General features: G+C 69.3%; 21 protein-coding genes. 8 read left to right on the plus strand and 13 right to left on the minus strand.

Annotated features, from left to right (window positions below):
- Positions 1–59 precede the first annotated feature (59 nt).
- The 3 genes from AC1PK7_RS03525 to AC1PK7_RS03535 form a co-directional block, all read right to left on the minus strand.
- On the minus strand, positions 60–2,612 hold the full coding sequence (locus AC1PK7_RS03525; RefSeq protein WP_481099898.1) for a polynucleotide kinase-phosphatase: 2,553 nt from the start codon (positions 2,610–2,612) through the stop codon (positions 60–62).
- 17 nt (positions 2,613–2,629) lie between these two features.
- Positions 2,630–4,030 (minus strand): 3' terminal RNA ribose 2'-O-methyltransferase Hen1, encoded by a 1,401-nt coding sequence (locus AC1PK7_RS03530; RefSeq protein ID WP_481099899.1) that lies wholly within the window; start codon positions 4,028–4,030, stop codon positions 2,630–2,632.
- Positions 4,031–4,288: 258 nt separating this feature from the next.
- Positions 4,289–5,371, minus strand: a complete 1,083-nt coding sequence (locus AC1PK7_RS03535; RefSeq protein ID WP_481099900.1) for a macro domain-containing protein — start codon at positions 5,369–5,371, stop codon at positions 4,289–4,291.
- 491 nt (positions 5,372–5,862) lie between these two features.
- Here AC1PK7_RS03535 and AC1PK7_RS03540 point away from each other — a divergent pair, with 491 nt between their 5' ends.
- Together AC1PK7_RS03540 and map are read left to right on the plus strand one after the other, a co-directional pair.
- On the plus strand, positions 5,863–6,075 hold the full coding sequence (locus AC1PK7_RS03540; RefSeq protein ID WP_010340731.1) for a ParD-like family protein: 213 nt from the start codon (positions 5,863–5,865) through the stop codon (positions 6,073–6,075).
- A complete protein-coding gene (gene map, locus AC1PK7_RS03545; protein WP_010340732.1) occupies positions 6,072–6,848 on the plus strand; it encodes a type I methionyl aminopeptidase in 777 nt (258 codons plus the stop codon). Before AC1PK7_RS03540 ends, map begins: the two co-directional genes overlap by 4 nt.
- Positions 6,849–7,084: 236 nt before the next feature.
- Here the strand turns inward: map and AC1PK7_RS03550 are convergent, their stop codons facing one another.
- Complete coding sequence (locus tag AC1PK7_RS03550) at positions 7,085–10,216, minus strand: multidrug efflux RND transporter permease subunit (RefSeq protein ID WP_481099901.1); 3,132 nt, start codon at positions 10,214–10,216, stop codon at positions 7,085–7,087.
- Positions 10,217–10,231: 15 nt separating this feature from the next.
- Positions 10,232–11,440: an efflux RND transporter periplasmic adaptor subunit gene (locus tag AC1PK7_RS03555; RefSeq protein WP_481099902.1), complete on the minus strand. Its 1,209-nt coding sequence runs from the start codon at positions 11,438–11,440 to the stop codon at positions 10,232–10,234.
- Positions 11,441–11,530: 90 nt separating this feature from the next.
- On the opposite strand from AC1PK7_RS03555, the gene AC1PK7_RS03560 reads away from it, so the two are divergent.
- Both AC1PK7_RS03560 and AC1PK7_RS03565 read left to right on the plus strand, forming a co-directional pair.
- Positions 11,531–12,262, plus strand: coding sequence for a response regulator (locus AC1PK7_RS03560; protein ID WP_481099903.1), 732 nt, complete (start codon positions 11,531–11,533; stop codon positions 12,260–12,262).
- The gene (locus tag AC1PK7_RS03565; RefSeq protein WP_481099904.1) at positions 12,259–13,338 is read left to right on the plus strand and encodes an ATP-binding protein; all 1,080 of its coding nucleotides are present in this window, start codon (positions 12,259–12,261) and stop codon (positions 13,336–13,338) included. Before AC1PK7_RS03560 ends, AC1PK7_RS03565 begins: the two co-directional genes overlap by 4 nt.
- A 10-nt stretch (positions 13,339–13,348) precedes the next feature.
- On the opposite strand, the gene AC1PK7_RS03570 is transcribed toward AC1PK7_RS03565, so the two are convergent.
- Both AC1PK7_RS03570 and AC1PK7_RS03575 read right to left on the minus strand, forming a co-directional pair.
- Positions 13,349–13,960, minus strand: coding sequence for a cytochrome b (locus AC1PK7_RS03570; RefSeq protein ID WP_481099905.1), 612 nt, complete (start codon positions 13,958–13,960; stop codon positions 13,349–13,351).
- Between the two features lie 40 nt (positions 13,961–14,000).
- The gene (locus AC1PK7_RS03575) at positions 14,001–14,594 is read right to left on the minus strand and encodes a TetR/AcrR family transcriptional regulator (RefSeq protein ID WP_481099906.1); all 594 of its coding nucleotides are present in this window, start codon (positions 14,592–14,594) and stop codon (positions 14,001–14,003) included.
- A gap of 399 nt (positions 14,595–14,993) precedes the next feature.
- On the opposite strand from AC1PK7_RS03575, the gene AC1PK7_RS03580 reads away from it, so the two are divergent.
- Positions 14,994–15,149, plus strand: a complete 156-nt coding sequence (locus tag AC1PK7_RS03580; RefSeq protein ID WP_019796750.1) for a hypothetical protein — start codon at positions 14,994–14,996, stop codon at positions 15,147–15,149.
- A 43-nt stretch (positions 15,150–15,192) separates the two neighbouring features.
- On the opposite strand, the gene AC1PK7_RS03585 is transcribed toward AC1PK7_RS03580, so the two are convergent.
- The 6 genes from AC1PK7_RS03585 to AC1PK7_RS03610 all read right to left on the minus strand — a co-directional run bounded on the left by AC1PK7_RS03585 (position 15,193) and on the right by AC1PK7_RS03610 (position 21,946).
- A complete protein-coding gene (locus AC1PK7_RS03585; RefSeq protein WP_420008932.1) occupies positions 15,193–15,432 on the minus strand; it encodes a DUF1653 domain-containing protein in 240 nt (79 codons plus the stop codon).
- A 421-nt stretch (positions 15,433–15,853) separates the two neighbouring features.
- A complete protein-coding gene (locus AC1PK7_RS03590) occupies positions 15,854–16,843 on the minus strand; it encodes an MBL fold metallo-hydrolase (RefSeq protein WP_481099907.1) in 990 nt (329 codons plus the stop codon).
- Positions 16,844–16,961: 118 nt separating this feature from the next.
- Entirely contained in the window at positions 16,962–18,260 is a 1,299-nt protein-coding gene (locus tag AC1PK7_RS03595) for a carbohydrate porin (protein WP_481099908.1), read from the minus strand.
- Between the two features lie 282 nt (positions 18,261–18,542).
- Complete coding sequence (locus AC1PK7_RS03600; protein ID WP_010340742.1) at positions 18,543–19,472, minus strand: dihydrodipicolinate synthase family protein; 930 nt, start codon at positions 19,470–19,472, stop codon at positions 18,543–18,545.
- Between the two features lie 109 nt (positions 19,473–19,581).
- Entirely contained in the window at positions 19,582–20,988 is a 1,407-nt protein-coding gene (locus tag AC1PK7_RS03605) for an MFS transporter (RefSeq protein WP_481099909.1), read from the minus strand.
- Between the two features lie 103 nt (positions 20,989–21,091).
- Complete coding sequence (locus AC1PK7_RS03610; protein ID WP_481099910.1) at positions 21,092–21,946, minus strand: IclR family transcriptional regulator; 855 nt, start codon at positions 21,944–21,946, stop codon at positions 21,092–21,094.
- Between the two features lie 383 nt (positions 21,947–22,329).
- On the opposite strand from AC1PK7_RS03610, the gene AC1PK7_RS03615 reads away from it, so the two are divergent.
- The 3 genes from AC1PK7_RS03615 (at position 22,330) to AC1PK7_RS03625 (ending at position 26,112) form a co-directional block, all read left to right on the plus strand.
- A complete protein-coding gene (locus tag AC1PK7_RS03615; protein ID WP_481099911.1) occupies positions 22,330–22,800 on the plus strand; it encodes a hypothetical protein in 471 nt (156 codons plus the stop codon).
- Between the two features lie 105 nt (positions 22,801–22,905).
- Positions 22,906–23,709, plus strand: a complete 804-nt coding sequence (locus AC1PK7_RS03620) for a YiiX/YebB-like N1pC/P60 family cysteine hydrolase (protein WP_481099912.1) — start codon at positions 22,906–22,908, stop codon at positions 23,707–23,709.
- Positions 23,710–23,829: 120 nt separating this feature from the next.
- Positions 23,830–26,112, plus strand: coding sequence for a methyl-accepting chemotaxis protein (locus tag AC1PK7_RS03625; protein WP_481099913.1), 2,283 nt, complete (start codon positions 23,830–23,832; stop codon positions 26,110–26,112).
- Positions 26,113–26,329: the final 217 nt, after the last annotated feature.

A 26,329-nucleotide genomic window follows, 5' to 3' on the forward strand; every position in this document is an offset into this window, starting at 1 on the left:
TACGGTCTGTGGATCGCCCCGGCGCGCGGCTGGATGGCGGAACAGCACGGACATGGGGATTAGAGCCGCACGTCCACCGGCTCGCTTTCCAGCGCCAGCACGCCGAACACGCATTCGTGCACGCGGTAGAGCGGTTCCTGCGCGACGAAACGCTGCAACGCTTCCAGGCCCAGCGCGAACTCGCGGATGGCGAGCGACTGCTTGGTGCGCAGACCTCGCTGGCGTAGTCGATCGAGGTTCTGTGGTTCGGTGTATTCGGGTCCGTAGATGATGCGCAGATACTCGCGGCCGCGGCACTTGATCGCCGGTTGCACCAGCCCGCGCTTGCTGCGCGCCAGGCCTTCGACCGGCTTGATGACCATGCCTTCGCCGCCCTGTGCGGTCAGTGCCTCCCACCAGGCGATGGCGTCGGCCACGCTGGCCTGGTCGGCCAGGTCGACGAATACGTGCCGGGTCAGCCGCACCAGCGATTCGACGTCGGCCAGGCGACGGGCGATGTCCAGGTGCCAGCGGTGGTCGCGCTCCAGGCCGACCACGCCTTCGCAGGCCAGCACGTGGAACGGCGCGATCTTCAGATCCTCCAGGCCGTTCACTGCCCAGCAGTAGCGGCGGTAGGCGTCGACGAAGCGGCTGGCGTCGCCGTGGCGCGCCTGCGCCTGCTGCTGCCAGGACTGTACGTCGAGGCCAAGCGCGGCAGCCGCGTCCAGCCAGGTGCGGGCGGTGGCAAGCGCCGCGGTGGCGGCGGCGCCGGTCGGTGCGTACTGCTCGCGCAGCAATTCCTGGGCCTTGGCCGACCACGGCAGTAGTTCCGCATCGAGCACGATCCAGTCGGTATGCAATTCCTCCCAGAGGCCCGCGCGCTGCAGTGCCGCGTCGAGGCGGTCGAGCAGGGCGTTTTCCAGTTCGCGCTCGCCGAAGAAGCGGCGGCCGGTGCGGGTGTAGACGACGCCACGGCCGTCGTCGCCGATGCCGAAACGTCGCTGCGCGACACCGGCATCGCGGCACAGCACGACGACCGCACGCGAGCCCATGTGCTTCTCTTCGCACACCAGCGTGGCGATGCCTTCCTGGCGATAGAAGTCGAGTGCCTCCTGCGGGCGTTCGAGCAGGTCGCCGGACTTGGCGGTCTCCGGCGGCGCCATGGTCGGCGGCAGGTACACCAGCCAGCGCGGATCGATGGCGAAGCGGCTCATCACCTCCAGCGCGGCGATGCTGTTCTCCTCGCGGATGGTGACGCTGCGGAAGGCGCGGGTGTCGATCACGCGCTTGCCGGCGACATCGTCCAGGTCGAGCAGCAAGGCCTCGCGCGGCGTGGTGGCCGTGGCACTCGTGTCCTCGGCCGGAAGCAGCGGCTTGACCGGCGCGTAGTACTCGCGCGCGGCCGCGACCGACACCAGGTCCTTCTCCGGATAGCGCAGCGCGGTGAGCTTGCCGCCGAACACGCAGCCGGTGTCGAGGCAGATGGTGCGGTTGACCCATTCCGGCTCCGGCGTCGGCGTGTGGCCATACACCACCATCGCCGGGCCGCGGTAGTCGCGCGCCCAGTCGGAACGGACCGGCAGGCCGAACGCGTCGATCTCGCCGGTGGTCTCGCCGTACAGCGCGAACTCGCGCACGCGTTGCGAGGTACGACCCTGCAGTTCCTGCTTGAGACCGGCGTGGGCGACCACCAGCTTGCCGTCGTCGAGCACGTAGTGGCTGACCAGCTTGTCGATGAAGGCGGCGACCTCGCGGCTGAACTCTTCCGGCTCGGCCTGCAGTTGCTCCAGCGTCTCGGCCAGGCCGTGGCTGATGCGCACGTCGCGTCCGGCGAGCTTGCGCTGCAGCTTCACGTCGTGGTTGCCGGGCACGCACAATGCGGTGCCGTTGCCGACCATGTGCATGACCAAGCGCAGCACGCCGGGTGAATCCGGACCGCGGTCGACCAGGTCGCCGACGAAGACTGCCTTGCGTCCTTCCGGCGCGGCGACCTCGGGTGCCTCGCGGGTGCCGCCGACGGTGTAGCCCAGGCGGTCGAGCAGGGCGACCAGTTCGTCGCGGCAACCGTGCACGTCGCCGATCAGGTCGAACGGCCCGTGCTCCTCGCGGCGGTCGTTCCAGACCTTGATGCGTTCGATCGCGGCGGCCGCCACGTCCTCCACCGAGCGCAGCACGCTGACGTGGCGGAAGCCCTCGCGCTCCAGACCGCGCAGGCCCTTGCGCAGCGCCTGCTGCTGATTGCGGATGACGTGCGGGCCGAAGTTGCGGTCCGGGCGCGCGCTGTTGCGCTCCTGGCACACGCGCTCGGGCAGGTCGAACACGATGGCGCAGGGCAGGACATGGAACTCGCGCGCCAGTTCGACCAGGCGCTTGCGGTCTTCCGGACGCACGTTTGTCGCGTCGACGACGGTCAGGCGGCCGGCGGCCAGGCGCTTGCGCGCGATGAAGTAGAGCACCTCGAAGGCGTCGCCGGTGGCGGTCTGGTCGTTCTCGTCGTCGGCGACCAGGCCGCGGCAGACGTCGGAAGAGATCACCTCGGTCGGCAGGAAGTGGGTGCGGGCGAAGGTGGACTTGCCGCTGCCCGACGGGCCGATCAGGGCGACCAGGCTGAGCTTGGGAATGCGTATCGTCATGAGGGTGCCGAAAAGGGTCAGGCCACGTCGCGGGTGAACACCGCCATCTGGGTCGGAGGACCGACCTCCGGATCGTCCGGGCCGATGGGGGCATGGCGCACGCTGTAGCCGTTGCGCTGCGCCACGCCGTCGGCCCAGGTACGGAATTCCGCACGCGTCCACTCGAAGCGATGGTCGGGGTGGCGGAAACGCCCGGCGGGCAGGGTCGGAAAGCGCACGTTGTACTCGCTGTTCGGCGTGGTGATCACCACCGCCGGCGGCCTGCCGAAACCGAACAGGGCGCGCTCGAATGCGGGCAGGCGCGGCGCGTCCATGTGTTCGATCACCTCGATCGCGCAGGCCGCATCGAAGCCTTCGATACGCCGATCGCGGTAGGTCAGCGCGCCGTGGGCCAGGGTGATGCGCTGACGCTGCAGCGGCGGCAGACGTTCCAGGTGCAGCCGATCGGCGGCATGATCCAGCGAGCGCAGCGACACGTCGATGCCGAGCAAGTGCTCGATCTGTGGCTCCTTGAGCAACAGGCCGAGCAGGCGGCCTTCGCCACAGCCCAGGTCGACCACCCGCCGCGCGCCGAGGGTGCGCAGCGCCTCGACCACGGCCTGCATGCGCTGGTCGTTGAGGCTGAGCGGACGTTCGATCGCGTCCTCGGCCGCTTCCTTGCGCTCTTCCTGCGCGTCGATCGCCTCCTCTTCATCATCGAGCAGGCGTGCCAGCGCCGCACGCACCAACGGCTTGTGGCGGCGCAGGTAGCGGCCGACGATCGCCTCGCGTTGCGGGTGTGCGGACAGCCAGGTACCGCCCTTGTCGAGCAGCTTCTCGATTTCGTCGTGGCCGACGTAGTAGTGCTTGTCGCCGTCGATGGCCGGCAGCAGCACGTACAGATGGGTCAGCAGGTCCTGCAGGCGTACGGTTCCGGCGAGCTGCAGGCGGACGTACGGGCTGTCGCCCCACTCGGGAAAGCGCGGATCCAGCGGCAGGCGCTCGACCGTCACCGTATAGCCAAGCGGCTCGAACCAGGCATGCAGCACCTGTTCGCTGCCGCGACACCGCAGCACGGGGATCTCCGCCTCCAGTGCAATGGCCGTGTCCGCCAGCGCCTGGCGGCTCCTGCTGGTGCCGGCCATGGCGGTGCCGAACACGCGCTTGAGCGCGACCGAGAGGAACGAACTGGCGACGTACGGGCGGTCGTTGACGTACTGCGACAGGCTGCCTTCGGCCTCGCCGCGCCCGCGCACCAGCCCGACGGGGTCGATGTCGAGCATCAGCACCGCGGTGCAGCGGGTGTCGTCGGCCTGGGGGTAGAACACCCGGGCGGTACCGAACGGCAGGTCGACCTCGTGGGCACGCTCGGGATGCTTGACCAGCAGGTAGCCGAGATCGGTGGCGGGCTGGGTGGTGGTGGAGAGGGACAGCAGCACGGTGATGGCTTCGTGAGAAAGGCCGTGAGTCTAACGTGGTGCCACTGCCGCTGTGCCGCGGCTGTGCGGGTGGGCGGGCGACCGCTGGCGCGGCACGGCGCGAGTGCATGGGGGGCATGGTGTGCGCCGCGGGCGACCCGGCGGCGCCTGCAGGCCGATCATGGATGCGGGTGTCGGCACCCCGTCGCCGCGCCGCGATGTTGCCTTGCTCCGAGCCGCGTTGAACCAGGCATGGCGATGCGCTTGGCAGCGCGGCGCTCAGCCCAAGCGGATCCAGTCCAGCGCCAGCAGCATGTCGATCGCCGCTGCCGCCGGCTGTTGCGCGTTTTCCAATGGCTCGATCGCGTGTGCGTCATTCAGATGGGCAAGAAGCTGCTCGGCCTCGCGCAACTGCCCAGGATGCGCCGCCTGGAGGCGGCGAGCAGCCTGGAACACCGTCATGATGTCCTCGGCGTGGTCGGTGTTCCTGATCCGCGCGAACAACTCCACCGCCTTGCCGATCTCTGCATCGTAGGGCGCGTACGCCGCTGCGAACCGGGCGTGCTCCCGGATGTACTGGGGCGACGCGTGCAGTGCCATCGTCCGCCCCTGCGGCTGTTCCTGCAGCCAGTTGCGGTTGGCCAGGTCGGCCAGGATGGACCGGACATCGCCCTGGCGCGGCCCGCGGCCGGCATTGCCGAACGCCAGCCCGGTCGGCACGCCGAGTTCGGTCATGGCCCAGCAGAGCGTCTGGAACAGCGTACGCCCGATCGGCCGTGCCTCCGATCGGGCCTGCAGCCGCCGCAGCACTTCCATTATCGCGATCCAGCCGGGCTGGGGCGCGACCCGCGTGCCGGTGCCCTCGGCCGACCCATGCGCAGGCTGCGACAGGAAGGCGGACTCAAGCTGCGCCAGCGGCGTGCCGTACGGCGCATAGACCTCGATGTCGACCGGCAGGTGCGCGAGTCTGCGGTAGATCAGCGGACCCACCTCGCTCCAGGCCAGGCCGCCATTGCCGCAGCCCAGCGGCGGCAGGGCGAGGCTGCGCACGTCCCATTCGCGCAGATGCGCGGCGAGGTAGTCCAGCCCTTTCGCGATGTCCTCCAGCCGCGACGGTGAGCGCCAATGGCGCTTGGTCGGGAAGTTGAGAATGCGGATGCCGCTGGCGCCGTCGTACAGATAGGGCTCGCCGATGCGCACGCGGCCTTCCCGGCAGCGCACGGCATAGTCCTCGAACATGGCCGGATAGCGCCGCTTGAATTCCTGCGCGATGCCCTTGCCCATGATGCCGGCGCAATTGACCGCATTCGCGTAGACCTGGGCGTGGCTGGCGAACAGGTCGCCGATTCGTGCCTTGAACATGGTGCGATCCGTCGATGAAGGAATTCCCGCGGCAGTGCTGATCGGTCGCCCGCCATGGGCAGGTCGCGCTGCGTGTGCGGTGCGGCGACATGCATGGCCTGGCCCAGGACAGGCCGACGCGGCCGCGGTGATGACGCGTCAGCGCGTGTGCGCAAGCAGCGTCCTGCAGCGAAAAGGCGGCCATGGCAGCAGCGGGAAGCGCGCGAGCATGCGGCGGCGGCGTCTCATGTCTTGAGATTGGCGAACCTGGGCGGGCGGTGCGGGTTGCATGTGATCGCCGACGCAAGACCCTCCCATCGACGGCAACGATCCTCGGCCGTAGGAACGGCTTCAGCCGCGACGGGTGACCGGTGATGCCTCGTCGCGGCTGAAGCCGCTCCTGCGGAGGCGGCTGCTCTGATGATGTCCTGCGCGGAACAGCAAATGGGTAGCTTGCTGGACGTATATGAATCATATACGATCCATATACATTCGCCACGTCGGAAGCCACCATGGGCATCGTCAACATCGACGACGACCTGCACGACCAGCTGCGCCGCGCCTGCACGGTGACCAGCCGGTCGATCAATGCGCAGGCCAATTTCTGGATCAAGGTCGGCATGCTGTGCGAGATGAACCCGGAGCTGTCGTTCCAGGACATCGTGGCGCGCGAGTTGCGTGCGGCGGGGGTGCGGCCGCAGGCGGTGACACCGGGGCGGACGTGATCAAGCAGCCGGACGAGCTGGCGCGGCTGGCCGAGTCCGGGCGCCTGTTGGCGCAGGTGTTCGCGCGGCTGGACGGGATGTCGCTGCTGGGCCGCAGCACGCTGGAGCTCAACGACCTCGTAGAGCGGATGATCGTGGACGAGCTGGGTGCGCGGCCGGCGAGCAAGGGCCAGTACGGGTTCCCGTTCGTGCTCAATGCTTCCATCGACGACGTGGTCTGTCACGGTGTGCCGTCGGCCGACGCGGTGCTGCGCAACGGGCAGATCGTCAATCTGGACATCACCCTGGAGAAGCACGGCTATATCGCCGACTCCAGTACCACTTACCTGGTGGGCGAGGTGGCCTATCCGGCGCGGCGCCTGGTGCAGGCCGCGTACCAGGCGATGTGGAAAGGCATCGCCGCGGTGCGTCCTGGCGCGCGGCTGGGCGACATCGGCCACGCCATTGCGCGGCATGCGCGTGCGCACGGCTACACCGTGGTCAAGGAGTATTGCGGCCACGGCATCGGCCGCGCCATGCACGAGGAACCGCAGATCCTGCACTACGGGCATGCCGGCACCGGCCTGGAGTTGCGCGAGGGCATGGTGTTCACCATCGAGCCGATGCTCAACCAGGGGCGCGCGGCGATCCGCTCGCAGCCGGAGCAATGGCCGGTGCACACGCGCGACGGCAAGCTCTCGGCGCAGTTCGAGCACACCGTGGCGGTGACCGCCAGCGGCGTGCAGGTGCTGACCTTGCGGCCCGGGGAAGTGCCGTTGTGCCGGGTGGGGTGAGGACGGCGATCGACGCTGTGGTGTGGATGCGAACGATGCGGCGCAACGATGGGAGACGACCTTCTCGTCATGCCTGGTCGCGTCGCGGCTGAAGCCGCTCCCACAGGGGCTTGCGGCGAGTTGGTCGGGCGCATTGTGGGAGGGACTTCAGTCCCGACGCATTGCGCCATCGGAAAGCACACCGCTTCGCGCATCGCGGCTTAAGCCGCTCCTACTATTAGAGCGACAGCGCCGGTCTAATTCTCAGCCGGTGCATCGCCACCGCGCCGCGCACGCCAGCGCACCACCCGCTCCTGCAGCCCCACCACGCAGACGAAGAATGCAGGCACGAAGAAGATCGCCAGCACGGTGCCGCTGACCATGCCGCCGAACACGCCGGTGCCGATGGCGTGCTGGGTTTCGGCGCTGGCGCCGCTGGCCAGCATCAGCGGCACCACGCCCAGGGCGAAGGCCAGCGAGGTCATCAGGATCGGGCGCAGGCGCAGGCGCGCGGCATTGGTCGCGGCCTCCACCAGGCCCTGGCCGTCGCGGTGCAGTTGCCGGGCGAACTCGACGATGAGGATGGCGTTCTTCGCCGACAGGCCGATGATGGTGATCAGCCCGACCTTGAAGAACACGTCGTTGGGCAGGCCGCGCAGCATCACCGCGGCCACCGCGCCAAGCAGGCCAAGCGGCACTACCAGCAGCACCGACAGCGGGATCGACCAGCTCTCGTACAGCGCCGCCAGAACCAGGAATACCACCAGTGCCGACAGCAGCATCAGCAGCGGCGCCTGCGCAGCCGACTGCCGCTCCTGCAGCGATTGCCCGGTCCAGGCCAAGGCGAAACCCGGCGGCAGTTGCGCGGCCAGCCGTTCCATTTCGGCCATGGCCGCGCCGCTGGATACGCCGGGTGCGGCGCCGCCGGCGATGCGCACGGCCGGGAAGCCCTGGAAGCGCATCAACTGCTGCGGGGCGTCGGTCCAGCTGGCGCGCACCACTTCGCGCAGCGGCACCATGCCGCCGCCGTCGCTGCGCACGCGCAGGCCCAGCACGTCGTCCAGTTGCATGCGCGACGCGGCGTCGGCCTGCAGGATCACCTGCTGCATGCGCCCGGCATTGGGGAAATCGTTGACGTACAGCGAGCCCATCGCCGCCGACAGCGTGTTGCTGACCGCGGCGAACGACAGGCCCATGGCCTCGGCCTGCTGGCGGTCGATCTCCAGGTGGATGCTCTTGCCCGGCGGCAGGCCGTCGGCATAGACGTCGCTGACCACGTCGCTGCGCGCCGCAAGTTCCAGCAGTTGCGCCTGCGCGGCCATCAGCGCCGCCTCGCCGCGGTTGCCGCGGTCCTGCAGGTACACGGTGAAGCCGGAGGAGGTGCCGAGCTCGTCGATGGCCGGCGGCAGCAGGCTCATCACCGTGCCTTCGGGCAAGCTCGCCATCGCCTGCTGCGCGCGCTCGGCTTCGTCGCGCGCGCTGGCGCCGTCGCGCTGGTTCCAGTCCTTGAGCATGGTGAAGGCCATGGCGGCGTTCGTGCCGGAGCCGGAGAAGCTGAAACCCAGGATCACCAGGTTGGAGGCCAGCGCCGGACGCGTGGCGACATGGCGCTCGAACGCCTTGACCACATCCAGGGTGCGCTCGCTGGTGGCGCCGGTGGGCAACTGGATCGAGGTCATGAAGTAGCCCTGGTCCTCTTCGGGCAGGAACGCCGAGGGCAGCACGCGCATCGCCAGAACCAGCGCCACGCACAGCGCCGCGAACACCGCCATCACCCGCCCGCCGCGGCGCAGCAGCCAGGTCACGCGCGCGGCGTAGCCACCTGCAAGGCGCTCGAAGCTACGGTTGAACGCGCCGAAGAAGCCGCGCCTGGCGTGATGGCCGGGCGCGACCGAGCGCAGCAGGGTGGCGCACAGCGCAGGCGTCAGGGTCAGTGCCAGGAACGCCGAAAACAGGATCGACACCGCCATCGCCAGGGTGAACTGCTGGTAGATCACGCCCACCGAACCGCTGGCGAAGGCCATGGGGATGAACACCGCGGTCAGCACCAGGGTGATGCCTACCACCGCGCCGCTGATCTCGCGCATCGCCTTGGTGGTGGCCTGCCGCGGCGGTAGGCCTTCGCTGGCCATGATCCGCTCGACGTTTTCCACCACCACGATGGCGTCGTCGACGATGATGCCGATCGCCAGCACCATGCCGAACATGGTCAGCACGTTGATCGAGAAGCCGGCCAGCAGCATCACCGCGAAGGTGCCCAGCAGCGCGATCGGCGCGACGATCGCTGGGATCAGCGTGTAGCGCACGTTCTGCAGGAACAGGTACATCACCAGGAACACCAGCACCATCGCTTCGAGCAGGGTCTTGAGCACCTGCTGGATCGACAGCTTGACGAATGGTGCGGTGTCGAACGGGATCGAGTAGGCCATGCCGGCCGGCATGCTCGCGGCCAGTTCCGCCAGCCGCGCCTGCACCGCCTGCGCGGTGCGCAGCGCGTTGGCGCCGGGCGAGAGCTGGATCGCCGCGCTGGTGGCGGCGGCGCCGTTCTCGCGGTTGGAGAAGCCGTAGGACTGCGCGCCCAGTTCCACCCGCGCCACGTCGCCCAGGGTCACCCGTGCGCCGCCGCTGTCGGCGCGCAGCACGATGGCTGCGAACTGCGCGGGCGTGGTCAATTGCCCGGCCACGGTCAGCGGCACGGTCAGGCGTTGCCCGCGCACGGCCGGCTCGTCGCCGAGGCGGCCGGGCGCGATCTGCGCGTTCTGCTGCTCGATCGCCTGCGCCAGCTCGGTCATGGTCAGGCCGTAGGCGATGAGCTTGTCCGGGTCCACCCACACGCGCATGGCCTGCTCGGCGCCGAACAGCTGCACGCGGCCGACGCCGTCGATGCGCCGCAGTTCCTGCACGATGTTGCGGGCCAGGTAATCGTTGAGCGCCACTTCGTCGTAGCGGCCGTCCGGCGAGGTCAGGCCGACCAGCATCAGGAAGCCGGAGGCGGCCGATTCCACCTGCAGGCCGTTCTGTCGCACCGCCTGCGGCAGCCGCGGCTCCACTGCCTTGAGGCGGTTCTGCACGTCCACCTGCGCCAGCTCCGGGTCGGTGCCGGGCTTGAAGGTGGCGGTGATCTGCGCGCTGCCGGCGCTGTCCACCGAGGACTCGAAGTACAGCAGGTTCTTGACCCCGGACAGTTCGCGCTCGATCAGGCTCACCACCGAGTCGTTGAGCGTCTGCGGCGTGGCGCCGGGGTAGACGGCCATCAGCGACACCGAGGGTGGCGCCACCGACGGATAGCGTGCCACCGGCAACTGGCCGATGGCCAGGGTGCCGAACAGGACGATGAACAGCGCGATGACCCAGGCGAAGACCGGGCGTTCGATGAAGAACTGCGGCATGGCGGCGCCCCCGGCTCAATCCGTGCCCGCGGTCGCGACCGCTGGCGGTTGCCACGCGCGTGCGGTCACCCGCGCGCCGGCGCTGAGCCGATCGATGCCTTCGACCACCACCCGCTGCCCGGCCTGCAGGCCGGCGACGACGCGGTAGTGTCCCTGCACCAGCTCGCCCAGTTGCACCGTTGCGCTGCGCACGCGCGCGTCGGCGTCCAGCACCCACACCTGCGCGCGCCTGCCGACATGGGTGACCGCCTGCTGCGGCACGCGCAGCGCCTGCGCGTAGTGGGCGCGCGGCACTCTTGCGCGCACGTACATGCCCGGCAGCAGGCGCCGCTGCGGGTTGTCGACGAGGATGCGCAGCAGCACATCGCCGGTGGCGGCATCGACGTTGATGCCGGAAAACAGCACGCGCCCGCTCAGCCCCGAGGGCGTGCCGTTGCGGTCGAGGATCTGCGCCGACAGGCCGTCGCCGGCGGCGGCCTTTACGCGCGCGGCCGGGTCCAGCGGGTCCTGGTCGGCGGCGGACTGGCGCACGTCGACGTAGACCTGGTCGATCTGCTGGATCACCGCCATTGGTGCGCTGTCGCTGGGCGAGACCAGCGCGCCCTCGGTGAGCAGCGCCTGGTCGATGCGGCCGGCGATCGGCGCATCGACGGTGGCGAAGGCCAGGTCCAGGCGCCGCCGCGCCAGCGTCGCCTGCGCCTCGGCCACCGCCGCGGCGGCCTGCGCGCGCTGCGAGGCGGCATCGTCGTACATCTGCCGGCTGACCATGCTGGATTCCAGCAGCCGCTGCAGCCGGGCGTGCTGCACGTCGGCCAGCACCTGCGCGGCCTGGGCGCGGTGCAGCGCGGCCGCCGCCGTGTCCATCTCGGCCTTGAACGGCGCCGGATTGATCTGGAACAGTGCATCGCCACGGCGCACGTCGGCGCCCTGCTCGAAGAAGCGGCGCTGCACGATGCCGCCGACCTGTGGGCGGATCTGCGCGCTGCGCACCGCGGCCACGCGTCCGGGCAGATCCACGCTCACCGTCATCGACCCCGGCTGCAGGGTCACCGCGGTGACCTGCGCCGGCGCGGCCGCCGGCGGCGGTTGCGTGCCGCCACCGCAGCCGGCCAGGACCAACGCCAGCGCCCCACCGATGCCCAGAGTCCGTCCCTGTTGCTGCATGCCCATACGTCGTGCCTCGTCGCTGCCGCCGCGGATGCGGCGGACGCCAAAGCCGCGCATGGTCGCGGCCGCGGGTTGCGCGGCGTTCGATGCGATGTGGAGATATGATGGAGATCCGCCCGTTCGGGCCGACGCGCCTTCGCTGCCACCATGTCCGTTTCCTCTCCGGGCGCCGCCGTGCCCGCGTCCGCGCCGCTGGTCCTGATCGCCGAAGACGAGAGCGAGATCGCCGAGATCCTCAGCGCCTACCTGGCACGCAGCGGGTTGCGCAGCGCCCACGCCGCCGACGGCCGCGCCGCGCTGGACCTGCACCTGGTGCTGGACCCGGACCTGATCCTGCTTGACGTGCAACTGCCGGCGGCGGACGGCTGGAAGGTGCTGGCCGAACTGCGCCACCGTGGCGAGACGCCGGTGATCATGCTCACCGCGCTGGACCAGGACATCGACAAGCTGATGGGCCTGCGCCTGGGCGCCGACGACTACGTGGTCAAGCCGTTCAATCCGGCCGAGGTGGTGGCGCGGGTGCAGGCGGTGCTGCGGCGCATCCGCGGCAACGGCACCGAGGAGGCGCGCAGCCTGCGCGTGGGCGCCTTCCATGTCGATCTCGACCAGCACGCAGCCAGCGTGCGCGTGGGCGAGCAGCGGCACGCACTGGACCTCACGCTCACCGAGTTCAAGTTGCTGGTGCGGCTGATGCGCGCGCCCAAGCGGGTGTTCAGCCGCGCCGAACTGCTCGACGCCTGCCTGCCGGAAGGCGACACCCAGGAGCGCACCATCGACAGCCACATCAGCAAGCTGCGCAAGAAGCTGGAGGCGCTGGGCGTGCAGGGCACGCCGGCCAGCGTGCGCGGCGTCGGCTACCGGTTCGGAACCGGCGTGTGAGTCGCGCCCCCGGCCTGCGCCGCCAGGTGATCCTGTCGCTGGGCGCGCTGGCGCTGTGGATCATCCTGCTGTCGGTGGTCGGCTCCTACGTGTTCTATGCGCTGGCGGCGGCGTACAAGCCGGACAGCATCTCCGACACCTGGGTGCCCTCGCGCGTGGAGATGCTGTGGATCGGCGCCACCGCGGCATTGGCGGTGGCGATCGCGGTGGCGGTGGCGGTGCGGCTGTCGCGGCGCATCCTGACCCCGTTGAATTCGGTAGCGCACAGCCTGCGCGAAGTGGCCCAGGGCAATTTGAGCGCGCGCGCGAGCATGGACGCGCATGCGCTGGGCGAGACCGCGCAGCTGGTGCGCGACTTCAACGCCATGGCCGATCGCCTGCAGGCGATGACCCGCGAACGCGCGTTCTGGAATGCCGCCGTCGCCCACGAGTTGCGTACACCGGTGACGATCCTGCGCGGGCGCCTGCAGGGCCTGGCCGAAGGCGTGTTCGCGCCGGACGTGGCGGCCTTCGAGAGCCTGCTGCGGCAGGTGGAAGGCCTGAACCGGCTGATCGAGGACCTGCGCGTGTTGAGCCTGACCGACAGCGGTCACCTGGAGTTGCAGCCGGCGCCGACCGACCTGGTCCAGGAAGTGGCCGCGGTACTGCATGCGTTCGACGCCAGCCTGGCCGCGCGCGGGCTGCTGCTGGAACCCGCGCTGGCGCTGCGCACGCCTGTGCTGTGCGATGCGGTGCGCATCCGCCAGGCACTGATGGCCTTGCTGGAGAACGCGCAGCACTACGCCGAGCCGGGCCCGCTGCGGGTGGGCGTGCAGGCCGACGCGGGCCAGTGCGTGCTGTTCGTGGAAGACAGCGGCCCCGGCATCGCGCCGGAAATCGCCGCGCGGGTGTTCGATGCGTTCCGCCGCGGCGATCCCTCGCGCTCGCGCAAGAGCGGCGGCAGCGGCCTGGGCCTGGCGGTGGTCAAGGCCATCGCCGTGGCGCATGGCGGCGACGCGCTGTGCTTGCCTGCCGGCAGCGGGACGCGGTTCGAGGTGCGCTGGCCGCTGGCGTCGGCGGAGGCCGCGCCGCGCTAGGCGCGTGGCCTCAGGCTGAGGGTGCGTCGCCGGATACGCGCGACGCGCGCCCCGGCAACATGCGGGTCAGTACATCGTCGCGCCGTACCCAGTGATGGAACAGCGCGGCGGCCACGTGCAGCAGCACCACCACCCACGCGATCCATTTGCCGATGAAGTGGTGGATCACGTCGATCGGCGCTTCGAACGCCTCCCAGCTGAGGTGCCAGGTGCGGCTGATCCAGGCGAACAGCGCCGTTTCGTTGAAGCCGGGAATGCGGAACAGGCCGACATCGGTCGGTGCGCCGGTGCCGATGTAGCCGGTCAACGGCATCACGATCAGCAGCGCATACAGGCCCCAATGCGCCAGGTGCGCGAGGCGGTGCTCCAGCGCGGAGCCCGGCGGATCGTCCGGTTGCACGTCCAGCCAGCGCCACAGCAGCCGCGGCAGCACCAGGAATCCCACCAGCAGGCCCAGCACCCAGTGGATGTTGAGCACCGGCAGCGAGGTGTCGGAGGTGTCGTCCATGAACCAGATGACGTAATACACCACCGCATACGCGCCGATGAAGGCGGCCGCGGTGGTCCAGTGGAACAGCTTGGCGAGGGCGCCGAAGCGCTGTGCAGTGTTGCGCCAGTGCATGCGTTTGATCCAGTACGGGGCGAGGTAGGGCGTTGCGCGCTCAGCGGGTGCGCAGGCTGTCGAGCAGCCGGTCCAGTGCGTGGAGCGCATCGGCCAGCCGTGCATGCAGGTCGGCGTCCGGCTCGGCGATCCAGAACGCCGCCTCGGTGATGGCGCCATAGAGCATGCGTGCCATCACCCCGGCATGCAGTGGCACCACCGTGCCGGCGGCGATCAACGCGTCCAGCGCGTCCTGCAGCGCGGCGATACCTACCGACTGCGCCGCAGGCGGCACGTCGCCGAACACGGCGCGCGCGTCCTGCAGGATGATCCGGCGAATCTCCGGTTCCAGCGCCAGTTCCAGGTAGGTGCGGCAGCGGCGGCGGAAGCCGTCCCACGGTGTCGGCGCGGCATCGGACACCGCCTGCAGGCGAAGGCCGACTTCGGCCTCGATCTGCTCGATGACCGCGATGAGCAGGCCGTCCTTGCTGCCGAAGTGGTGATACAGCGCGCCGCGGGTGAAACCGGCCTCGGCGGTCAACACGTCCATCGAGGTGTGTGCGAAGCCGTGTGTGGCGAACGCCTGCCGGGCCGCGGCCAGCAGGCTGGCGCGGGTGGTCTCGATCATCTCGCGGCGGCTGCGGCGCTGGTGCATGGGTGGCCTCATTCACATACGCGACGTACGTTATTTGCGTACACGGCGTATGTCAATGCGTTTGGTTCGGTTTGTGCTGGATGGCCAGGCGCTCTGGAAGCTCGCCGCCTGCACCCCGTTGCACCTTCAAGGCGTGCGGTGCGGGTGGCTTTGCCTATTCGCCGCCAACGCCGCCAAGAGGCGTCCAGTCACTACGGCGCAGACGCCGTGGCGTGTGAGTGCGATGGGGTGCAACTGGATGCTGTAGCAATGGGCCGATCAGACCGGTCAGGATCGACTGGCGCATCCGGTTGTCGTGCGCACGCGACGCGCGTGGTTTGGACGTCGCGTACGCACTACCCAAGTCCTTCACTGCGTCTGTGGTCTGGTGACCGCTGTGCAACCGAATTGGAGTGTCGAATGGACACCACGCTGATGCCCTGGGTCGCCGGACTGTTCGTCCTGCTCATCGCCGCGATGCTGTATCTGGTGACTCGCGCCAAGAAGAACCGCAACCGCCCGGCGCAGGATCACGCCGCCACCAAGAGCGACGTGGACAGCGCATCCAAGCGCTAGCGCGTCTCGGCGGGAGTGGCGGCGACCATTGCCTGCATCCCGGTCAGGCGTCCGTGTCGATCGGTGCGAAGCGCAGACGGCGCACGCCGTCGACCTCCACCTGCTCGACGAACATCGGATATGGCCGCACCCACAACTCGCCTTCGCCGTACAGCGGCCGGTACAGCACCAGCGGTTCCAGCGTCTCGCTGCTGCGGACTACGCCCAGTACCTCGTATTCTCCGCCCTTGAAGTGACGGTAGCGGCCCTGGGCGATGGAAGGCAGGGGGCTGAGGTCGCGCATGACGGAGTCCTGTTGGGCGGGGGAGCGCGAGTGTAGCTGGCTACGTCTGCGCGCTCTCGGCGTCGCGAGGGCGAATTGCGCGGACCGCGACGGTTCGCCGCTTCGTCTGGCCCACGGAAAGCATCTCTCGTAGGAGCGGCTTCAGCCGCGACGGGCGTTCCCGATCATGCCCGTCGCGGCTGAAGCCGCTCCTACAGGGTGGCTCCCAGACAATCAGACAACCGGCGCTCGAGAGACCTCGTCCATCGTAGCCAGCACGCTGTACGTCGGCGCGGGCGCAGCGCTCATGTTGCGCATGACCCGCAAGCAGATGACCGGCGCGTCGTTGGGCGCCCGGCCCGCGATGTCATTGCCGAGGATGTCGGGTGGACGATGTCCGCCGCTGTACGCCGTGTGCAGGTTGATCGAGCGCGCGCAAAGGTTATGGCGCCAAATCGGCGAAGTCGAACGCCTGCCCGGGCTCGGCCGCGACGAAATCCACTGCGGCGATGCCTGCCAAGTGCAGTGCAGCGGCCAGCGCTTCGCGCGGCGCCTCACGGCCTTCGTCGGTGAGCTGGAAGGTGCCCCAGTGGATGCCGAGTGCGCGCCGTGCGCCGGTGTCCTGGAAGATCCGCACCGCTTCGGTCGGGTCGATGTGCTGCGGCGCCATGAACCAGCGCGGCGCGTAGGCGCCGATCGGGATCAAGGCCACGTCGGGCGCGCCGTGCCGGTCGCGGATCTCGCGGAAGATGGCGCCATCGCCGTAGCCGGTATCCCCCGCGAACCACACCGATCCCCGCGCGGTCTCGATGAAGAAGCCGGACCACAGCGCCATTCTGCGGTCGGCGATGCCGCGGCTGGACCAATGGTTGGCGCGGGTCAGCGTCGCCGTGGCGCCCCCGCCGATGGGCAGCCGGTCGTGCCAGTCGCCGGTGGCGATGCGCGCATCGGGCACGCGCTTGCGCAGCAGGACGTCGTTGCCCAGCGGCATCACGAACAAGGGGTGGTGCGCATCGTGCAGCATGCGCAGGGTCGCCAGGTCGAAGTGGTCGTAGTGGTTGTGGCTCAGCAGCACCGCATCGATGGGCGGCAGGTCCGCGAAACGGATGCCCGGTGCCGTCACCCGCTTGGGCCCGGCGATCTGCGAAGGGCTGGCCCGCCGCGACCACACCGGGTCGGTCAGCAGGTTGAGGCCGCCGGCCTGGATCAACAGCGTGGCGTGGCCGACCATGGTGATGCGCAGGCCGTCGTGCCGCGGCGCAGGCACGGCGGGTGTCACCGCGACCTTTGCGGGCCAGCGCACCGCGCCCATGGCGGCCTTCCAGCGCAGGACCTTGCTCAGCGCGTTGTCGATGGTGGGCTGGCCGGGGTTGAAGAAGCGTACGCCGTCGAAATGGTCGCTGACGGGGCCGCGGTAGTAGGGGTTGGCCATTGAGGCGCGATCCAGACGATGCAAGGGGGAAGGTGAGGTTACCCGCAGCGGCGCAGGCGTGCGTGCGCGCCTGCCTCGGCTGCCGCGATGCCGGTCCCGGCCCGTGCCACACGCGGCTTCACTTCGGCGTGCCCAGCCCACCCATGTTGAGCATCACCCGCAAGCCGATCACCAGCGCATCGTCGGGCGCGCGGCGCGCCGCGGGATTGCCCAGGATGTCGGGATGGACGATGTACTGCACGTTCGGCACCAGGAACAGCGGTGTCTGCGCGATGCGGTAGCTGTAGTTGAGTTCGAACATGAGTTCGTTGCGCGCGATGTCCGGGGCGGCGCCGCGCTTGCGCAGCACGTCGTTCATGTAGCCCTGCTGGTCTGCACTGAAGCGGTAGTAGTGCGCGATCGCGCCCATGCCGTCGCCGGGCCGCGCCGCGAACGGACCGCTGTAGTACAGGCCGGCGGTGACCTGCAGGTCGTAGACCTGGTGCTTGTCGAACGGGGCGGCGATGTTGCCGAAGGCGACCAGCATGCGCTTGCTCGCCATGCCCTGCGGCCGGTACAGCGCGCGTTCGCCGAGCGCGTAGGCGCCCCAGCGCCCGCCGTCGTACAGGCGCGCGGGGCCGCCGACCAGCCCGCGCAAGCCGCCGGCCTGGTTGTAGCGCAGGTCGCTGTAGTCGGCCGAGTTGTACCAGAGGCCGGCGAGGTAGCGCGGTGCGCCCTTGCCCAGTGCGGGGTCGGGCTCGTAGCCGACCTCGAGCGTGCCCAGCACGCCGGTGCTGTCGGCGGTGCTCCAGTCCAGGCCGTGGTTGTTCTTGCGCTGCGGGTTCAGTTCGAACGCGCCCACCGAGACATAGGTGGCGTCGGGCTTGTAGCGCAGCTTCGCGCCCCAGTTCACGTAGGGAAAGCCGACGAAGCCGCCATCGGCCTGGCTCAATTGGAACGGGCAATCCGATGCACTGACGAAGCGGCAGCCGTAGCGGCTGCGCGCGAACTGCCAGGTGGTGTTCATGCGTCCGGCGACCAGTTGCCAGCGCCCGTCGGCGAAGGTCTGTTCCCAGGTCAGTTGCGCCAGTTGCGCCTGCTGCTGCGGATACCAGTAGCCCTGCACCTTGACGCCGTTGCCGATCTGCCGCTGCGACAGGCTGTCGCCGTAGTACCAGGCGCCGGTGGCGTGTAGCGTGGCGCCGGGAATGCCGAACAGGCGCTGCAGATCCAGGTCCGCGCCGGCAACCACACCGCCGGCATTGCGGTCGCCGCGCGACAGGCCGCCGTCGACGTTGCGCGCGTAGTCGTTGGACCAGACCAGGCGCGGGGCGATGCCGTGGTCGTCCAGCCATTGCGCGGTGTCGGCGGCAATGGCGGTGGCCGGCAGGGCGGCAGCGGCCGCCAGCAACGAGACGCAGGAAAGAGAACGGGACATGGGACGCTCCACGGACGAGACGAAGCACTCGCCGGACGTGCGCGGTGGGTACGCGGCGACGCGGCAGTGCGCGAAGGGAAGACACCTTCCGGTCGTGGAGCCGCAGCATGGCGTCGCGTCCGTCGGCGACGGGCACGCCTGTGTGCAGACCTGTGGGGGGACCGGCAAAGAAACGCGAGGGCAGACTTGAACGCGTTGCGCGGCGCCGAGGCGCACGCCATCGCCGCAGCGGATGGGCCGCGCAACTGCGCGGCCCATCGAGCTGGAGGCAACCCGTGCGGGTCAGCCCACCTTGCCGAGGCCGGCGGCGGCCATCGCCGCGGCGATCTCCTTGTCGGCGCCTTCGGCCAGCGGCAGCAGCGGCGAACGCACCGTGGCGTGGTCGAGCAGGCCGCGCGCGACCAGCGCCCACTTCAGCGCCACCGAGCCTTCCATGTGCGAGCCGCGGTGATAGACGCTCTTGGTCACCGGCAGCAGGCGGTCGTGCAGTGCGCGCGCCTTGGCGTAGTCCTTGGCCTTGCCGGCGGCGATCATCTCCAGCAGCGGCTCCGGGGCGATGCAGCCGTAGCCCACCAATGCGCCATCCACGTCGAACATGGTGTGCAGCAGATACTCGTCGTGGCAGGTCAGCACCGGCACGTGCGGGCGCTCCTTGCGGAACACCGGAATCTCGGTGTCCCAGCGCTTCATGTTGCGCACGCCGTTCTTCATCGCGACCACGCCCGGCAGCGCGGCGATTTCCAGCAACGTCTCCAGGTCGTAGGTGGCCTTGGTCGCGTCCGGGTACTGGAACAGGATCATCGGCAATCCGCTGGCCTCGTGGATGGCCTTGTAGCGGTCCTGCGGCGCGCCTTTCTGGTAACCGAAGCGCAGCCAGCCGTGCGACGGATAGATCAGGCCGGCGGAGGCGCCGGCGGCGACCGCGCGCTTGGCTTCGTCGGCGGCGACGCGGGTGCCTTCCAGGGTGATGCCGGCGATGATCGGGATGCGGCCGTCGACGGCGTCGCGGAACGCGGTGATCACCTTGGCCTGTTCGTCGCGCTCCAGGAAGGTGCCCTCGCCGGCGTGGCCGAGCACGGTCAGGCCCTTGACCCCGTCGATGCCGCCGAGCCAGGCGCCGATGCGCTTGATCGCGGGGTAGTCGACGGCGCCGTCGCGGGTGAACGGGGTGACCGGGGCGGGGACCAGGCCTTTCAGGTCGAGAGTGCTCATGCTCATTTCCTCTTCTTCGGATCAACGGGGGATGGAATCGAACGCGGGGTCCGACGGGGGTGGTGCGGAGGTGTTGCGCGATGCGCCGGCGGCAGTGCCGGCGATGCGCTCAGGGCGACAGCTGTTCCAGCGATTTGCCCTTGGTTTCCAGGGCGAAGCGCCAGGTCACGACGGCGCCGGCCAGCAGCACGGCGGCGAAGGCGGCGAACACGTAGCGGATGCCGAGTCCGGCGATCACCACGCCGACCAGCAGCGGCCCGCAGGCCGAACCCAGGCGCAGCCAGGCGCTGCCCAGTCCGGTGCCGATGGCGCGGATGCGGGTGGGGTAGAGCTCGGCCGAATACAGGTACAGCGAGAAGGTGATGGTCTGCACCGCGGCATAGCCCAGCGCCGCGAACACCAGCACCTGCGGCGCCGAGGTGCCGCCGAGCGCCGCCAGCGCCAGCAGCGGCACCCCGCCGGCCACGAACGCCAGCCCATACCAGCGCTTGCGTCCGACCTTGTCGATCGACAGCGCGCAGGCCACCGCGGCGGCGACGCCGGCCAGCGAGGTGAAGAAGCCATAGGCGATGCTCTGCTGCAGCGACAGCCCGAAGTGCGTGCGGTACAGCGTCGGCAGCCAGGTGATGATGCCGTTGGCCACCAGGTAGGAGCAGAACCACAGGCTCCAGATCACCAGCGTGCGCTTGCGATAGACGCTGCCGAACAGCTCGCGCCAGTCCGAGCGCTGCGCCTTGGGCAGCGCAGTGCGGTCGAACGCTGGCGCCGGCAACGGGCCATGCTGGCGCTCGGCGCTGCGCTCGAGGTCGGCCACGATCGCATCGGCCTTGGCGTAGCGGCCCTTGGAGGCCAGCCAGCGCGGCGATTCGAACATGAAGAAACGCAGCGGAATCATGATCGCCGCCGGGATCAGCCCGACCATGAACATCGCCTTCCAGCCATAGGCCGGCACCAGGAAGTAGCCGATGCCGCCGGCGGCAACCAGGCCCAGCAGGAACATCACCTCGTACAGCAGGAAGAAGCGGCCGCGCTTCTTCGAACCGATCAGTTCGTTGATGTAGGCGCTGGCCACCGGCACCTCGCCGCCGGTGCCGATGCCCTGGACGAAGCGGAACGCGATCATCGCCGCGGCGCTGCCGGCGAACAGGCAGGCCACGTCCATCGACACGAACAGCAGGATGGTGAACAGCAGCACGTGCAGGCGGCCGACGCGCTCGGCCAGCCAGCCGAAGAACACCGAGCCCAGCAGTTGGCCCAGGTAGCCGGCCGACAGGATCGTGCCGATCTGTGCCGGTGACAGCTGCCATTCCTTGGTCAGCACCGGCATCGCGTAGGCGATGGCGATCACCGTGTAGCCGTCGAAGAACGTCGCGGCGCCGACGATGTTGCGCGCCCACCACACCTTGCGGGTGATCGGCAGGCGTTCGAGGCGTGCGCCGATCTCCGCCTGCGCCTCGGCGATGGACGGCGCGTGGGCGGTGGTCGTGGCGGTGGTGGCAGGGGCAGGGGTGGACATGAGCATCGTGGCTGCCTTTCGCAGGACAAGGGGCGCCTGGCGCGGGCGCCGAAGCGTCCACGAGGCGAGACGGACAGGGAGAGCCGGGCGGCGCCCGGGCGGATCAGGTGCTGGGCGCGGTCACGGCAACGCTCCCGCTGGCCTGGATCGCGAAGGCGATGTCCTTGGCGGCCAGCAACGTGGGCTGCAGGGCGGTGTCGAGCAGTTCGGCGTGGCTGGTGCGCACCGACGGCGCGGCGACGCTGATCGCGCCAAGCGGATAGTCGTCCGCATCCAGCACCGGCACCGCCAGCACGCGCAGGCCTTCGGTCAGCATCGACTCCAGGATCACGTAGCGGTCGCGGCGGATGCAGTCGAAGGTGCGCCGCATCGTGGCGATCTCCGGGGTCTGCGGACCATCCACGTCGACCCCGGTCACCCGCGTCACCTCCGCCGGCGCCAAGTGCGCCAGCATCGCCAGGCCGATCGCGGTGCGGGTGCTGGGCACCGTGGTGCCGATGCGGATGTCCACGCCCAGGCGAGTGATGCCGGCGCGCACGCGTTCGATGTAGAGCACGTCCGGGCCCTGCAGCACCGCGAAGCTGGCCGCTTCGTTGACGTCGCTGACCAGCGTGCGCAGCAGCGGCCGCACCACGCTGCGCAGGTCGCGGCGGGCGATGGCATGGAAGCCGAGGTCGAGCACCTTCAGAGTCAGGCGGAAGCGGCGGCTCTCCGGCACGCGATGCACGTAGCCCAGTTCGACCAGGGTGTTGAGCATGCGGAAGGTGGTGCCGGGATCGAGCCGGGCCAGGGCCGCGATCTGACTCAGCGACAGTTCCTCGTGCTCGGACGAGAACGCCTCGAGCACGCGAAAGCCCTTGGCCAGCGACTGCACCGTGCTGCGCAGCTTCTTGTCCCCGGCCTCGTCGCCGTCGTCGGGTGCGGCGCTGGCCGCGCGCTGGGAAATCGTCTTGATCATCTGCAGTTCCTGGAGAACCCGGGGAATCGCCAGCTTGCTGGACCCGCCCGGTGATGTCGCTTGACAAGTGAATTTCGGATTGCGAAAATTATTTCGTAATTTCAAGCCAAGATTCCGCCTGGGCGCTCGATGCGTCAAGTTGCGGCGCAACATGCTGCGTGGGCTATGCGTGCTGCCCGGCGCCACGCCGGTGGCTGCGAAGGCGCCGAAGGCACAGACCGCAGTGGTCGCACGGGCGTGGCGCCAAGTCGTGGCGATGTGCAGCGCAGCCGTCGTCCCAAGGCGCGGCCACGTCTGTCGCGCCAGGTAGACGAACGCGGCCGTGCGCGGCGATGTCAGCCCTGCTGGCAGACATCGAGACGATCGCGCCGATACCGTGATGCATGGCTCGAACGACCCGACAGACGCCGCCCCCGCCGGCGCAGACATGGTGGCAAGGACTCTCGTTCAAGCGCACCGCCGCCGAGGTCTCGGCAGTGCTGGTGGTGATCGGCGCGACCTACGGCTTCGTGCAGTACGTGGAGGTCAAGCCGCTGCAGCGGCAATTGGCCGAGGCGCAGGCCGCGGCATGCAAGTCGGAGGCGGCCGCGTCGTCGGCGATCATGACGCTGCTGCCGGGCGAAAGCCGCACGCTCTTCGACGGTGCGCTGACCGTCGCCAACCTCACGCCAGCACAGGACGACGCCAAGGTGCGGCTGCGCATCGCGCCGTTGGGTGCGGCCACGGTCGACAAGCTTCAGCCGGCCCCGGGAGACCGCTTCCTGGTGCAGGCGCCGGGCCGTGGCCGCTATGCGGTCTACCTGCGTTCCAGCAGCGCGCAGTTCGTGGAACTGTCGATCCTGCGGCAACCGTGAGCGTGGCGCTGGCGCTGCCGCGCCATTCAAGAAATCCCGCGGATGGCCGCCATTGCGGATAGAGAAGCCGTTTCGCCGGAACGGCCGCCGCTCGGGGGAACGCGCATGCTGTCCTTGCCACGCCTGCTGGGTCGCCACCTGGCCAAGTTCCTGTCCAAGCCGCGCCGCCACGGCTCGCAGTTGCCGACCAGCCCGCCGCAGCTGTTGCGCGCCACGCTGCGCAAGGGCGACGTGCTCCTGGTCGAGGGCAACAGCCGCTTCTCCACCGCCATCAAGTACCTGAGCCAGTCCACCTGGTCGCATGCGGCGCTGTACATCGGCGACCACGTGGCCGCGGTTCCCGGCGAAGAAGCGCCGCTGTTCTGCGATGTCGACATCAATGTCGGCGTGCGCCTGGTGGGGTTGAGCGAGTTCGCCGGCCTGCATACGCGCATCTGCCGCCCGGTCGGGTTGAGCGCGCAGGAGATCGAGACCGTGGTGGAGTACATGGTCACGCGGGTCGGCAACAGCTACGACCTGAAGAACATCTTCGACCTGGCGCGCTACCTGATCCGCACGCCGCCGCTGCCGTCGTCGGTGAAGCGACGCTTCCTGGAGCTCGGCAGCGGCGAGCCGACCCGGGCGATCTGTTCGACGCTGCTGGCGCAGGCCTTCGGCGCAATCCGCTATCCGATCCTGCCGGAGATCGACCGTGCGCCGCTGGCGGACGCCGACGCCGCGGAGGACGCGGAAGTCCTGCATCCGCGCCACCACAGCCTCACCCTGCCGCGCGATTTCGACGTCTCGCCGTACTTCAACGTGGTCAAGCCACGCTTGCAGCACGGTTTCGATTTCCATCGCCTGGTGTGGGAGCCGCATGCCGCCACACCGCATGCGGCCGCGACGCCGCTCGATGCGGCGATGGCCTGACGGGGAGCGTCTCCAGCGCAGAACTGTGGTGCGCGTTCATCTTGCGCCACCCGCTGCGGTTCAAGTTCGAATGCCGGTGGGCCGATACAAGAGTCCGTTTTTAGGGTTTTTCCTGACACCATGAATCCCATCCAGTTCCTTCGTCGCCATATCGCCAACCTGCCCATGGCACGCAAGTTCGTCGTGCTGTGCACGTTGATCGCGCTCGGCGTGATCCTGTTGGCCGTTGCCGCGGCACGCCTGCAATATCTCGATTTGATCGACGCGCGCAAGCAGACCGTGAAGACGCAGGTCGACATGGGCCTGAGCGTGATGCAGCACTACGCCGACCTGGCCAAGCGCGGTGAGATGACGCAGGCGCAGGCGCAGGCGGCGGCCAAGGGTGCGCTCGCCGACATGAAGACCAACCGCGGCGTGGACTACTTCTTCATCGTCGACCCGCAGATGCGCATCGTCATGCATCCCAAGCGCGCGGTCGGCACCGACATGAGCGGCTACAAGAGCGACGCCGGCGAGTACGTCTATCGCGATATCCAGACCGCGGTGCGCAGCGGCGACGGCTTCAGCTACTACACCGCGCCCAAGCCCGGCAAGAAAGAGCAACTGCCGAAGATCAGCTACGCCGCGCTGTACCCGCAATGGAACTGGGTGCTGGCGATGGGAGTGTACGCCGAAGACATCCAGGCCGAGGCGATGGGCTTCACCAGGATCCTCACCGTCATCGGCGCGGCACTGGTGGCGCTGGTGGTGGGCCTGTGCTGGCTGATCGCCGGCGCCATCGTCGCGCCGCTGCGCGGCGCCACGCGGACCGCCGAGGCGATTGCCTCCGGTCGCTTCGACAATCCGATCAAGGTGGAGTCGCGCGACGAGACCGGGCAGTTGATGACCAGCATGCAACAGATGCAGACCCAGCTGCAGCGCTTCAACGGGGAGATGCAGACCCTGGTGCGGCTGCAGCAGGGCGAGGACATCAGCCATCGCATGCCGGAAGACTTCCCGGGCGACTACGGCACGCTGGCGCACGGCATGAACACGGCGCTGTTCGAACACCTGGACGCCATCGTCGAGGCGATGGCGATCATGGACGAGTACGGCCGCGGCGACTTGCGCCGCGACATGCGCCGGCTGCCGGGGCAGCGCGCCGCGCTGCACGAGGCGCTGGACGTGGTCAAGGCGAACCTGTCGGCGGTCAACGGCGACATCGCGCGCCTGGCCGATGCGGCCGCGCGCGGTGACTTCAGCGCCCGCGGCGACGAGGCGCGCTACGAGTTCGCGTTCAAGGAAATGGTGGAGGCGCTGAACCGGCTGATGCGTCAGGCCGACAGCGGCCTGGCCGACGTCGGCCGGATCATGGGCGCGATCGCCGATGGTGACCTGTCGCAGCGCGTGGACGTGCGCTACGAAGGCGCGTTCGGCACCCTCGCCGACGCCGCCAACCGCACCGCCGAGCAACTGACCGGCATCGTGCAGGGCATCCAGCGCGCGGTCGGCTCGATCAACACCGCCGCCAGCGAGATCGCCAGTGGCAACAGCGACCTGTCGGTGCGCACCGAACAGCAGGCGGCCAGCCTGGAAGAGACCGCCGCCTCGATGGAGGAGCTGACCTCCACGGTCAAGCAGAACGCCGACAGTGCCCGCCAGGCCAATCAGCTGGTGCTGAGCACCGGCGAAGTGGCCGAGAACGGCGGTCGCGCGGTCGAGGAAGTGGTGGCGACCATGGCCTCGATCAGCGCTGCGTCGGCGCGTATCGCCGACATCATCGGCGTGATCGACGGCATCGCGTTCCAGACCAATATCCTGGCGCTCAACGCCGCGGTGGAAGCGGCACGCGCCGGCGAACAGGGCCGCGGCTTCGCGGTCGTGGCCTCGGAAGTGCGCTCGCTGGCGCAGCGTTCGGCAGCCGCGGCCAAGGAGATCAAGACCCTGATCTCCGATTCGGTGCAGGAAGTGGAACAGGGCTCGACCCTGGTCAACCGCGCCGGCACCACCATGACCGAGGTGGTCGCCTCGGTGAAGCGGGTCACCGACATCATGGCCGAGATTTCCGCGGCCAGCGCCGAGCAGAGCGCGGGCATCGACCAGGTCAGCAAGACGGTGATGCAGCTGGACGAGGGCACCCAGCAGAACGCGGCACTGGTGGAAGAAGCCAGCGCGGCGGCCAAGAGCATGGAAGACCAGGCGGCGGAACTGGCGCGGGCGGTGGCGGTGTTCCGCCTCGCCGGCGGCGCCGCCGTCAGCGCGGCACCGGCCCGAGTGACGAAGCCGCAGCCGGCCAGGCCGCCGGTGCGTGCCGCCGTTGCCGCCTCCAAGCCCAAGCCGGTGACCCCCGTGCGGCAGCCGGCGACCAAGCCACGCCCGATCCAGGGCGTGCCGGCGGACAGCGCGGAGTGGGAAGAGTTCTGAGCCAGTGCGGCGTGGTGGCATCCGCCGCCACGCCGTGTTCGTCTGGTCTTTGCGGGAGCGGCTGCGGTCGCGACGGGCTTTTCAGGGAAGGCTTCGTCGCGACCGACGTCGCTCCCACATTGCATTCCGGGATGCTGGCGAACGCGCGATGACATTGTCGTAGGAGCGGCTTCAGCCGCGACCGGGGCGTGCCCAGGAATCCTGGCCGCGGCTGAAG

The sequence above is a fragment of the Xanthomonas sp. NCPPB 3174 genome (genome assembly GCF_056725205.1).